11 protein-coding genes are annotated in these 13,044 nt (G+C 29.8%); 9 read left to right on the top strand and 2 right to left on the bottom strand.

Features of this window, described 5'->3' with window-relative positions:
- Positions 1–815: 815 nt before the first annotated feature.
- Positions 816–2,246, bottom strand: coding sequence for a sodium/glutamate symporter (locus Q0K52_RS12805; protein WP_297300023.1), 1,431 nt, complete (start codon positions 2,244–2,246; stop codon positions 816–818).
- On the bottom strand, positions 2,243–3,070 hold the full coding sequence (locus Q0K52_RS12810; RefSeq protein ID WP_297300025.1) for an ElyC/SanA/YdcF family protein: 828 nt from the start codon (positions 3,068–3,070) through the stop codon (positions 2,243–2,245). The genes Q0K52_RS12805 and Q0K52_RS12810 overlap by 4 nt, the downstream gene beginning before the upstream one ends.
- 432 nt (positions 3,071–3,502) lie before the next feature.
- On the opposite strand from Q0K52_RS12810, the gene ilvB reads away from it, so the two are divergent.
- The 9 genes from ilvB (at position 3,503) to pgeF (ending at position 12,694) form a co-directional block, all read left to right on the top strand.
- Positions 3,503–5,176 (top strand): biosynthetic-type acetolactate synthase large subunit, encoded by a 1,674-nt coding sequence (gene ilvB / locus Q0K52_RS12815; RefSeq protein WP_297300028.1) that lies wholly within the window; start codon positions 3,503–3,505, stop codon positions 5,174–5,176.
- Positions 5,177–5,193: 17 nt separating this feature from the next.
- The gene (ilvN, locus tag Q0K52_RS12820; protein ID WP_297300030.1) at positions 5,194–5,721 is read left to right on the top strand and encodes an acetolactate synthase small subunit; all 528 of its coding nucleotides are present in this window, start codon (positions 5,194–5,196) and stop codon (positions 5,719–5,721) included.
- 39 nt (positions 5,722–5,760) lie between these two features.
- On the top strand, positions 5,761–6,756 hold the full coding sequence (gene ilvC, locus Q0K52_RS12825; RefSeq protein ID WP_297300032.1) for a ketol-acid reductoisomerase: 996 nt from the start codon (positions 5,761–5,763) through the stop codon (positions 6,754–6,756).
- A gap of 340 nt (positions 6,757–7,096) precedes the next feature.
- The gene (locus tag Q0K52_RS12830) at positions 7,097–8,593 is read left to right on the top strand and encodes a 2-isopropylmalate synthase (protein ID WP_297300034.1); all 1,497 of its coding nucleotides are present in this window, start codon (positions 7,097–7,099) and stop codon (positions 8,591–8,593) included.
- A 127-nt stretch (positions 8,594–8,720) separates the two neighbouring features.
- On the top strand, positions 8,721–9,968 hold the full coding sequence (gene leuC / locus Q0K52_RS12835; RefSeq protein WP_297300036.1) for a 3-isopropylmalate dehydratase large subunit: 1,248 nt from the start codon (positions 8,721–8,723) through the stop codon (positions 9,966–9,968).
- Between the two features lie 48 nt (positions 9,969–10,016).
- Positions 10,017–10,508: a 3-isopropylmalate dehydratase small subunit gene (gene leuD / locus Q0K52_RS12840; protein ID WP_297300038.1), complete on the top strand. Its 492-nt coding sequence runs from the start codon at positions 10,017–10,019 to the stop codon at positions 10,506–10,508.
- A 6-nt stretch (positions 10,509–10,514) separates the two neighbouring features.
- Entirely contained in the window at positions 10,515–11,603 is a 1,089-nt protein-coding gene (leuB, locus tag Q0K52_RS12845; RefSeq protein WP_297300040.1) for a 3-isopropylmalate dehydrogenase, read from the top strand.
- Positions 11,604–11,748: 145 nt separating this feature from the next.
- Positions 11,749–11,985 carry a hypothetical protein gene (locus Q0K52_RS12850; RefSeq protein WP_297300042.1) on the top strand — a complete coding sequence of 79 codons (237 nt, stop codon included), beginning with the start codon at positions 11,749–11,751 and terminating at the stop codon, positions 11,983–11,985.
- The gene (gene pgeF / locus Q0K52_RS12855) at positions 11,978–12,694 is read left to right on the top strand and encodes a peptidoglycan editing factor PgeF (protein WP_297300044.1); all 717 of its coding nucleotides are present in this window, start codon (positions 11,978–11,980) and stop codon (positions 12,692–12,694) included. The genes Q0K52_RS12850 and pgeF overlap by 8 nt, the downstream gene beginning before the upstream one ends.
- The last annotated feature ends 350 nt before the right edge of the window (positions 12,695–13,044 follow it).

Consider the following 13,044-nt stretch of genomic DNA (forward strand, 5'->3'; position numbering starts at 1 on the left):
CTGTTAAATTAAAATCCATATTATTATTATACAATATATTAAAAAAATGACAAACTTAAAAATTTTCAGTATATACCAAAAATTTTTAAGTTTGTCATTTTTTTAGTCAACTTTTTCCCGCCGCATACGCTCTGCGGACTTCGTCAAAGTTGCAAAAAGTGCAAGGATAGAATTAGTACTAAATCATACTAAAATTGTCTTACATGTAAGATAATTTATTAAATTAAAGCCCAAATGTAGCCTTTCGCGAAGCGTATCCGAGCCTGTCGAGGATATAAGGTTCTTTTATACCAATACTTACAGTACTTCCTTCAGTCGTAAAAGAACTTGGGTATTGCGTAAGCACGCAGAGCGGTGGGCAAAGCCCCAGATATAAAAACAAAAATATAAATTTACTTTTGACAAAGTATAGTTGTTTAGGTATATACTGAAAATTTTTAAGTTTGTCAATTGATTGACTTTATATAGAATTATCTACTTTTTTGCCGCACACGCTCTGCGGACTTCGTCAAAGTTGCTGCCACAGGCACGCTTCGCGAAAACGCAATTGCTAGAACTTTATATTTGAAAAATATTTATTAAATATAGGGTATAAGCTAAAATTTAGACTAAAAATGCAGTTGTTCGCGAAGCGTATCCGAGCCTGTCGAGGATATAAGGTTCTTTTATACCAATACTTACAGTACTTCCTTCAGTCGTAAAAGAACTTGGGTATTGCGTAAGCACGCAGAGCGGTGGGCAAAGCCCCATATATAAAAACAAAAATATAAATTTATTTTTGATAAAATATCGTTGTTTAGGTATATATAAAGAAATTATGCATTCGATTTTCTATGTACAAAATAAATTATAAATGCAAATGCTAAATAAAGTGCTGAACTTATTACTGCAGTTATAAAATTATCCCAAGTTGAACCTACTGCCAAAACAGTATTAAGTATTGGAACTACTAGAAGTCCAGTAACTGACATTAAAGAAAATCCTAGAGAGAACTCTGTTAATGCTGGGCTTTTATATTCTGGGTCGCATATTTTTAAAAGAGTCATTCCTGTAATTAATACTCCTGTTAAAGTACCCCAAGAAATTATAGCTCTTTCAAAAGCATAATCGCCTTTAAATAGCATATTATTAAATATAAATACTATTAAGTAAGTTGCTATAAATCCTACTACGCACATTACTATTATAGGTGCTATATAATGTATTATAGCTTTTATTGGAAGGCTTGTTATTGCTGATACTATAGCAAAATCGCTTAATGTACCTATTATTTTTGCCTTCACCTTTGCATCTACCATCCAAGATAATTTCAATTTTTTTATTAATATATTTAAAGCAAACATTATAATCATTGAATAAGTCCAAACTGGAAGAACATCTAATCCAGGTATTCCAAGTTTTTTAATAGCATTCAATACTATAAAAGCTAATCCGCATACAGAAAATATTATTGCTAAATGGAAAGTTATTGTTTCTATAGAACTGCTTAAAAAAGTTTCTCTTCCTAAACTAGCTTGTTTTGTTATGTCATTATTGTATCCAACTTCCATATTCTTGTCTATTTTATTTATGCTGTTATTATCATCTTTATCATTAACAATTTTTTTTATAACATTAGTTTTATTTGTTCTTACAGCTATATTTATGAATATAATTCCAAATATCATACCGCCTATAAGTCCTATTGTAGCAGTAGTTAAAGCAACACCTTGAGCTATTTCCCATTGAGCTATACCAAAACCCTCTAAAAGTTTTCCAGTAGCAGCAGCAAGACCATGTCCTCCGGCAAAACCTGCAGAAAGTTCATATCCGAAAGTTCTGTACATATTTAAACTAGGATCTATTTTTGTAAACAGCATATTTGTTGCATATCCTATAGCAGATTGGGCCATACTTGCACATTGAAATATACCAAATCCTATTAAAACTTTTGTAGGGTATAAGGATTTTATATTTTTGTTTTCATTTAAAAACATACCCAAAGGAATAGCTGCGAATATCGGTATGGATAAAACTCCTGGAAGCAGGGAATAAGTTTTTATCCATTCTTCTGATATTGAAAAACTTGATAATCTTCCTAATATTTCAGGAGATATTAAAAGCCCTATGAATCCTCCTATTACAGAAGCAGGTAAATATAGCTTTTGAAATAGTTTTACTTTTGCCCTTAAAAAAACTCCTATTAGAAGAAGAACTGAAAGTAAAGATAAAGATTGTAGTAATTCAGTTAGTAATTTTGATGTCATTTATGTCCTCCTGTTTTTAACTTTTTATCAATTTTATTGCTTTTGTCAGCAGGTATGTCTTCTCTTTCTTCTATTTTTATTATATCCCCATAGAATTTAGGAGGCTTATTAAATATAATATCAATAAACATTAGAATTCTTGCTCCCAATTCTCTTGGAAATTGTCTTACCCTATAAAGTTTTCTAACATTATTGGCATTATAAGCTATGGCATTGATTTTCTTCTGTCTTGCTATTAGTATCGCTCTTTCATTGTGGAAAGGCTGAGAAACTATAGTAAAATTAGTAAGTTCAAATACTTTATTAGCTCTTATTATAGAATCCCTTGTTCTAAATCCGGCAAAATCAAGAAATATATGCTTTTTATCTACTCCTAATTTTATTAAATCTAAACGCATTTGTCTAGGTTCATTATATGATCTATACCTGTTGTCCCCGCTTACAAGTATAAATTTTACTTTTCCGCTTTTATATAATTCATAAGCAGCCTCCATTCTGAATTTAAAATACATGTTTATTTGACCATTATAAAGATACTTGCTTGTACCTAATACTAAAGCTACATCATTATAAGGTATATCTTCTATAGAAGAATAAATATATTTTCTTGAATATAATGAAACAGATAAATATACGGTACAAATGCATATTATAGAAATAATAATAATTTCAGGTATGAATTTAAAAGTACATAAAAATATAAAAATTATATAATTAAGAAATTTATATAAAGGTTTTTTATCTTTTATAATTTCATCTAATTTTTTTTTGTTATTTTTAATTTCTAATATTTTCTTATTATATCTATTTTTTAAAATCTTCATAAATCCTACAAATGTATGATTATGATAGTATACTAAATAAATTTATATTGTCAATTATGATTACTGTTAAAAGTTAAGAAAAAATTAGTTTTAAGTATTGCAATATTACTCAAAAATATTATAATATATTTCAAATATAAAAAGGAGAATGAAAATGAGCATGTCGTCCACTAACTATATGCACAATGCTTTTTATGATATGAAGAAAAATCACATGTCATATACTAATTTCAATAAAACAAGAAAATTTTCAACTATTATTATTCTCAATATTCTCCTATCTATTATCCTGTTATAATTAATTCTATTATTCATACTATAAATATATATACATTTTTTTATTAATAACTATTATTATAAAAATAATGTTTCTATCTATAGAAATACTAATAATGAAATTGTAAGGCTATAAAATAATTTAAGGAGTTTGTAATGAAATTGAACGGTTCTGAAATATTAATGGAAGTTTTAATAGAGGAAGGCGTTGATACAGTATTTGGTTATCCTGGAGGAGCCGCATTATTTATATATGACGCTATCTATAAATATAGTGATAAAATAAAGCATATAATGCCGGTAGATGAAGTAGGTGCTTGTCATGCTGCTGATGGCTATGCTAGAGCAAGCGGAAAAACTGGGGTTGTAATTGCTACAAGCGGACCAGGAGCTACTAATTTGGTAACACCATTGGCTACAGCATATATGGATAGTGTGCCTTTGATTGCTATAACAGCAAATGTACCAGAAAGTTTAATAGGAAAAGATTCATTTCAAGAGGTTTATATTGCTGGTATAACAATGCCTATTACTAAACATAATTTTGTTGTTAGAAGTATTGATGAATTGGCAAATACAATAAGAAAAGCCTTTGTTATAGCTTCTACAGGAAGAAAAGGACCTGTATTAATAGATATACCTAAAAATTTCACATTTGCAGAAACAGAATTCACAAGAAAAGAAAAATTTGTCCCTAAAGCTATTAAGATAAATTCTGAAGATGAAAAAACTATAGAAGAAGTTGCAAAATTAATAAATGAATCTAAAAAGCCTATCATATATTTTGGAGGCGGTGCTAAAGATTCAAGCGATAAATTAAGAGAGTTTATGATTAATTCTAATATACCTTCAGTCCATACATTAATGGGAGCTGGTGTATTAGGATATAATGATAAATTAAATATCGGTTTGCTTGGAATGCATGGTTCTGCTACTGCTAATAAGGTTATGAATGAAGCTGATTTAATACTTGCAGTAGGAACAAGATTTAGCGACAGAGTTGCTTTGAATACTGATAAATTCGGCGGTGCTGCTAAAAAAGTTCATATAGATATAGACAGAAGTGAAATTAATAAAAACGTTCATGTTGACTATAGTATAATAGGCGATTTGAATGATGTATTGGATAGATTTAATAAACTTGTAAAAAGAGTAGAAGATGATGAATGGGTAAAATATTTGTCTGATTTAAGAGCTAAAGAGAAGAAAGAAGATTCTGACAGAAATACTAATAAAGATGGTATTTATCCAAGCAGAGTTATGAATATAATAGGCGAAAAAACTAAAGATGAAGCTATTTATGTTACAGATGTAGGTCAGCATCAAATGTGGGCAGTTCAATATATACGTCATACTAAACCAAGAAGTTTTATAACAAGCGGCGGTTTGGGAACTATGGGATTCGGATATGGTGCTGCTTTAGGCTGTCAAGTTGCTAAACCAGACAGGAGAGTAATACATATAACAGGCGACGGATCTTTTTATATGAATTTAAATGAAGTAGCAACTGCAGTTGAATATAATTTGCCGGTTATAACAATAATTTTAAATAACAGTACATTGGGTATGGTTAGACAATGGCAGACTATATTCTATGAGAAAAGATACTCAAGTACAGATATAAATAAAAAAATGGATTATGTTAAAGTTGCTGAAGGTTTCGGGGCTAAAGGATTTAGATGCGAAACTATAAAAGAATTTGAATCAGCCTTTGAAGAAGCTTTGAAATGTAATTGTCCTGTATGGATAGAATGTGTTATAGGTAAGGATTTGAAAGTGTTGCCTATGATTCCTGCAGGCGGTACTATAGATGATATAATAGTAGATTAAAATATTAGGAGAAAAAAATGAATAAGAAACAAAGAAGAGTTTTAGTTTTATTTGTAGATAATAGTTCAGGTGTATTAAATAGAATAACTTTATTATTCAGTCAAAAAGGTTTTAATATAGAAACTATTACTTGTTCTGTTACTTGTGTTCCTAGTATATCAAGAATGACTATAGTTACAGAAGGCGATGATTCTCAAATAAATCATATTATTAAACAGACTTTAAAACTTATAGAGGTTCATTCTGTACATTTAATAGACTATTCTAATAGCATAATAAGAGATTTGTTGTTAGTAAAAATAGAAATAAATGATACTAACAGACGTAAAGCTTGCGATATAACAAATGCTCATAACGGACTTATACTTGATATTGGAAATAAAAGTATGATAGTTGAAATTACTGCTTCTGCTTCTGTAATAGATGGTTATTTAGATGCTTTAAAAGATTTCAATATTTTAGAACTTTCAAGAACTGGAGTAACATCAATACAGTTAGGCGATGAAGTTCCTGATATAAATATAATCAACAAATTTGAATTTTAATAAAAATAAAAAAATAATAATTAAAAAAGGAGTATTAAAATGATAAAAAAATATTATGATGCTGATTGTAATTTATCTTTACTAGATGGTAAAACTATAGCAATAATGGGATACGGCAGTCAAGGACATGCTCATGCTCAAAACTTAAAAGACAGCGGAATGAATGTTATCGTTGGTTTAAGAAAAGACAGTGCAAACTGCAAAAAAGCAGAAGAAGCAGGTTTTAAAGTAATGGAAGTTGAAGAAGCTGCTAAGGCTGCTGATATAGTTATGATGCTTGTTCCTGATGAGGTTTCAGCTGATATATACAATACTCAAGTTGCACCTTATATGAAAGAAGGAAATGTATTAATGTATGCACATGGATTTAATATTCATTTCCAATTTGTAGTACCTGCTAAAAACATAGATGTTATTATGGTTGCTCCAAAAGGCCCAGGACATACAGTAAGAAGTCAATATTTAGAAGGAAGAGGTGTTCCTAGCTTAATAGCTGTTTATCAAGATTATAGCGGCAGAGCAAAAGATTATGCTTTGGCTTATGCTTCAGGAATAGGTGCAGGACGTGCTGGTATATTAGAAACTACATTCAGAGAGGAAACTGAAACTGACCTTTTCGGTGAACAAGCAGTATTATGCGGCGGTGTTACTGAGTTAATGAAAGCTGGTTTCGATACTTTAGTAGAAGCTGGCTATGAACCAGAAATGGCTTATTTTGAATGTATACATGAAATGAAATTAATCGTTGATTTAATATATTCAGGCGGATTTGCTATGATGAGATATTCTATTTCAAATACTGCTGAATACGGTGATTACAGAACTGGAAGAAGAATGATCACTGAAGAAACTAGAAAAGAAATGAAAAAAGTATTAAGAGAGATACAAGACGGTACTTTTGCTAGTGAGTTTATTCAAGAGTTTAGTGCTGGACGTAAAGCTAAATTTAATGCTACTAAGAAATTAGAAAGCGAGCATAAATTAGAGAAAGTCGGTGCAGAATTAAGAAAAATGATGAGTTGGATTAAAAAGTAATTTTTATTCATACTCGATTGTTATAATTAAATACTTTGATATTGAATATTTATTTATATAATGAAACAAATATAGTTTGTCAATTATTTCTTATTTGGGTATATTATTAAATATATTTTTTATGTGTTGTATTACATTGAGTTTGAAAATGCAGTTCTTTTGGTTCTTTTATACCAATACCGAAAGGTACCTACTCGGTAAAAGAACTGGGGTGCGGGGCAAAGCCCTGCAAATGTTTTACATTAAAAAATCATTTTGACAAAATAAAATTATTTCAGTATGTGAAAATCAATAAAAAGTATTTAATTATACAGGTGTTTATTTTATAAGGGTTTTAACAATGAGAAAGATTAAGATTTTTGATACTACTTTAAGAGATGGAGAACAATCTCCTGGTTGTACTATGAATTTGGCTGAAAAATTGGAAATGGCAGCAGAACTTGATAAATTAGGCGTTGATATAATAGAAGCAGGTTTTGCTATATGTTCTGATGATGACTTTAATGCTATAAGAGAAGTTAGTAAGGTTGTAGAGAATGCTAAATTAGTAAGTTTGGCTAGATGTAATAAAAAAGATATAGACAGAGCTTATGAGGCACTTGCTGAGGCAAAGCACCCTATGCTTCATACTTTTATAGCTACAAGCGATATACATTTAAAGCATAAACTAGAGATGACCAGAGAGCAGGTATTAGAAACTATAAAAGAATCTGTTTCTTATGCTAAAACAAAATTTGAATTTATAGAATTTTCTGCTGAAGATGCTTCAAGAAGTGATAAAGACTTTTTGGTTCAGGCATATTCAACAGCTATAGAAAATGGAGCTACTACAATAAATGTTCCTGATACTGTAGGATATGCTACTCCTTTGGAAATGGCTGAATTAATCAAATATTTAAAAGAGAATGTTAAAGGTATAGAAAATGTTGATATATCTGTGCATTGTCATGATGATTTAGGACTTGCTACAGCTAATTCTTTATCAGCAGTTTTGGCAGGAGCTACACAAATAGAATGTACTATTAATGGTATAGGTGAGCGTGCTGGAAATACTAGCTTGGAAGAAGTGGTAATGGGTATTAAAACTAGAGCAAATTTCTATGATGTTTATACTGATGTTAATACAAAACGCATTTATAAAATTTCAAAATTATTATCTACTATTTCAGGTATGGTTGTTGCTCCAAATAAAGCTATAGTAGGTGCTAATGCTTTCGCTCATGAGGCAGGAATACATCAGCATGGAGTATTAAAGGAACGTTCTACTTATGAGATTATGAATGTTGAAGATATAGGAATACCTCAAAATAAAATGGTATTGGGTAAACATTCAGGAAAACATGCTTTTAAAGACAGAATAGAATCTTTAGGTTATGATATAGATGATAAGGCTTTAGAAGAAGCATTTATTAAATTTAAAAATTTAGCTGACAGAAAAAAGATAGTTACTGATACTGATATAGAGGCATTATTAATAGGCAATACTAATATAGAAAATCCTTCATATAGATTAAAAAGCTTTATGGTTAATGACAGCGATTCTATATCTTCTTTTGCTTCAGTGGCTATATTTGATAATAAAGATAATGTTATTGAAGCTATAGGAAAAGGAAACGGACCTATAGATGCAGCTTTCGGAGCTATTGACTCTATAACATCAAACAAAGCTAAATTAGTAACTTATAGTATTAATGCTATTACTGAAGGTGAAGATGCTTTGGGAGAAGTTATTGTTAGATTGGCTTGCGGTGATAAAACTGTTATAGGAAGATCCGTAAGTACAGATATTATTGAAGCTAGTTTAATGGCTTATATTAATGGTTTGAATAAATTATAATAGTATTTTTTAATTATAGGGCTTGCATTTTTTTAATGTATAGCCCTTTTTATTAACAAAAAAATTGACAAAACGGAATTGTTTTAGTATATTATGTTTCTTTCATAAATGAATTAAGGATAAAATTATGACTATTACTCAAAAGATTTTAGCTGCACATGCTGGCGTTGAAAAAGTTGAAGCAGGTGAGCTTATAATGGTTAAAACTGATTTAGTTTTAGGAAATGATATTACAAGCCCAGTTGCTATAAATGAATTTGAAAAGTATGGTTTTGATAAAGTTTTTGACAAAGAAAAAATAGCTTTAGTTATGGATCACTTTGCTCCAAATAAGGATATCAAAGCTGCAGAACAATGCAAACAATGCAGAGATTTTGCTAATAAATATAATATTACGAATTATTATGATGTTGGAGATATGGGAGTTGAGCATGCTCTTTTACCAGAAAAAGGATTAGTGGCACCAGGTGAAGTTATAATAGGAGCTGACTCTCATACTTGTACTTATGGTGCTTTTGGAGCATTTTCTACAGGAGTAGGAAGTACTGATATGGCTGCTGCTATGGCTACAGGTCAGGTTTGGTTCAAAGTTCCTTCTGCTATTAAATTTAATCTTAAAGGAAAATTAAAACCAAATGTATCCGGAAAAGATGTTATACTTCATATCATAGGTATGATAGGTGTTGACGGAGCATTATATAAATCTATGGAGTTCAGAGGCGAAGGAGTTTCATCTTTAACTATGGATGACAGAGCTTGTATTGCTAATATGGCTATAGAAGCAGGTGCAAAAAACGGAATATTTGAGGTTGATGATAAAACTATAGAATTCTTAAAAGATATAGTAAAAAGAGATTATACTATTTTCAAAGCTGATGATGATGCAGTTTATGATAAAGAGTATGATATTGATTTATCTTCAATAGAGCCTACAGTGGCATGTCCTCATTTACCAGAAAACACTAAAGAAGCTAAGGAATTAAAAGATATAAAAGTTGATCAGGTAGTTATAGGTTCTTGTACTAATGGAAGATTGTCTGATATGGCTATTGCTGCTAATATTTTGAAAGGAAAGAAAGTAGCTAAAAATGTAAGATGTATAATTATTCCTGCTACTCAGAAAGTTTATAAAGAATGTATAAAATTAGGCTATATGGATATATTTATTGATGCAGGCTGTGCCGTATCTACTCCTACATGCGGTCCTTGTTTGGGCGGATATATGGGAATACTTGCTCATGATGAAGTTGCTGTTACTACAACTAATAGAAACTTTGTTGGAAGAATGGGAGATAAAACTTCAAAAGTATATTTAGCTAGCCCTGCTACTGCTGCATACAGTGCAATAACAGGTTATATAACAGAGCCTAAATGATATTTTATAAATAGTTTGGGTATTATAAAAAATAGGAGATATTAATAAATGAAAGCTAAAGGGTTTGTTCATAAATATGGTGATAATGTTGATACAGATGTTATTATTCCAGCAAGATATTTAAATACTGCTAATCATAAGGAATTGGCATCTCATTGTATGGAAGATATTGATAAAGATTTTGTAAGCAAGGTAAAGCCTGGAGACATAATGGTTGGAGGAGATAATTTCGGATGCGGTTCTTCAAGAGAGCATGCTCCTATAGCTATTAAAGAATCAGGAATATCTTGTGTTATAGCTTCTTCTTTTGCTAGAATATTTTATAGGAATTCTATTAATATAGGACTTGCTATTTTAGAATGCGATGAGGCAAGCAAGAAAATAAATGCAGGAGATGAGGTTGAAGTTGATTTTGATAATGGTATAATAACAAACATAACTAAAAATGAAAGCTATAAGGCTGAGCCTTTTCCAGAGTTTATTAAAAATATAATTAACTCTAATGGGCTTTTAAACTCTATAAAAAATTCTAAGAGGTGATTATTTATGGAAAAGAATATTGTTGTTATTGAAGGGGACGGAGTAGGTCCCGAGGTAGTAGGTAAGGCTGTAAATGTACTCAATAAAATAGCTGAAAAATACTCCCATAAGTTTAATTTGGAATATGTTGATATGGGCGGCTGTTCTATTGATAAATTTGGAGTTCCTCTTACCGATGAGAATGTAGAAAAATGTATTAAATCTGATTCAGTTCTTCTTGGTTCTGTAGGCGGTCCTAAATGGGATAAAGTTGATCCTGATAAAAGACCGGAAAGAGGTTTATTAAGATTGCGTAAAGAAATGAAGCTTTATGCTAATATAAGACCTACTAAAATATTAAAATCTTTAGAATATGCTTCTCCTTTAAAAGAAACTATCTGTAAAGATGTTATTGACTTTATCATGGTTAGAGAGCTTACAGGCGGTGTATATTTTGGAGAACATAAATTTGAAGTAGTTAATGGTGTAAAACAAGCTACTGACCTTATGTTATATAGAGAAGATGAAGTATTAAGAATAGGAAAAGTGGCTTTTGAATTGGCTAGAAATCTTAAAAGACCTTTAACTTCAGTTGATAAAGCTAATGTACTTCATACTTCTAAATTATGGCGTGAAGTAATGAACAATTTATCAAAAGAATATAGTGATGTTCCATATAATGATATGTATGTTGATAATGCAGCTATGCAGCTTGCTTCAAATCCGTCACAATTTGGTATTATAGTTACAGAAAATATGTTTGGAGATATACTTTCTGATGAAGCTAGTGTTATTACTGGTTCTATAGGTATGGCACCTTCAGCAAGTCTTTCTGACGGAACAGTTGGTATGTATGAGCCTATTCATGGTTCTGCTCCTGATATAGCAGGTAAAGACTTAGCTAATCCTATAGGTACTATACTTTCTCTTGCTATGATGCTTAGATACTCTTTTGGTATGTTGAATGAAGCTGAAGATGTAGAAAATGCTGTTTATAAGGCTATAGATGATGGTTATAGAACCCTTGATATAATGCCTAAACATCATATGATGACTTATTTATATAAACAAGTAAAATGTTCTGAAATGGGAGATATAATAGTATCTAACATATAATACATTTTTTATTATATTAATATTATTGTGGTAATATTAACTTTTATGTTTTATTACTACAATAATATTATAAATTTACTTGACAATCCAATTATAATGTACATAATAGATAACATATAGATAAAAAAATTGAGGAATAGTAGAAGTGGAATATAGCGATAAAGATATTATTTTAGAACTTCAGGAAGATAATAAACTTCTTTCTTCTAAAATAGATGTTTACAAAGAAGAGATAAATGAATTGAAACAGAAATTAGAGTATGCCAAAAAATTTTTTACTTTATATGAAAATATTATGGAACAATCAAGAAATGAAACTAAAGAATTAACTAATAAGGTAAAAGAATTAGAAGAAGAAATTAAAAGACTCAAAAATGCATAATATTTTCTATCCTTCCAAAAATGACAATAAAAAAATATATATAGCCGTACTTGCTAAGGGGATCGATATTAAAGCTAAAGATATTGATTTAGAATATAGAAAATCTCAGGAATATAATTTTTTTAATAGTATTAACTTTGATGTTAATAAAGCTATTTTTATGCATCAAGTTCATAAAGATAATATTGTAAAGATAGATGAAAATAATATAAATCTATTTGGAGGCAGAGAAAGATTGGTTGAAAATACAGATGCTTTAATAACCAATCTTAAAAATACTCCTTTAATAGTTCAAACAGCAGATTGCGTGCCTATAATACTTTATTGTGATGAAAGCAAATCAATAGCAGCTATTCATTCTGGTTGGAGAGGTACAGTTCAAAATATTGTATCTAAAACTATTGATTTAATGATAAAAGAATACAATGCCAATTTGTCTAAAATGTATGCTTATATAGGTCCTTACATAGCTTTGAAAGATTATGAAGTAGGTGATGAAGTAGCTGTTCATTTTGAAAATAAAACTATGATGAATAATAAATGGCATATTGATAATGGTTTGGAAGTAAAAAAACAATTGCTTGACTGCGGTGTTTTAGAAAATAATATTGAACTTTCTAATCTAAATACTTATGATGAAGTATTTTATTCTTATAGACGCGATGGTGTTCAGGTAGGAAGAATACTTACTGTTGCTATATTATTATAATACTTAAAAATTTTCAGTATATACCTAAACAACTATACTTTGTCAAAAGTAAAGTTATATTTTTGTTTTTATATCTGGGGCTTTGCCCCATACCCCACTTCTTTTGTTGCCACAAAGAAGCAAAAAGGCTACATTTGGGCTTTAATTTAATAAATTATCTTACATGTAAGACAATTTTAGTATGATTTAGTACTAATTCTATCCTTGCACTTTTTGCAACTTTTTGCGGCGGGAAAAAGTTGACTAAAAAAATGACAAAGTTAAAAATTTTTGGTATATACCTAAACAAATATCTTTTGTCAATTTTCAAACAGATGAAAGTTCTCTGCTAATGCTATTGATAATTCACG

This window comes from uncultured Brachyspira sp., from assembly GCF_944390845.1.
Lineage (GTDB): Bacteria > Spirochaetota > Brachyspiria > Brachyspirales > Brachyspiraceae > Brachyspira > Brachyspira pulli.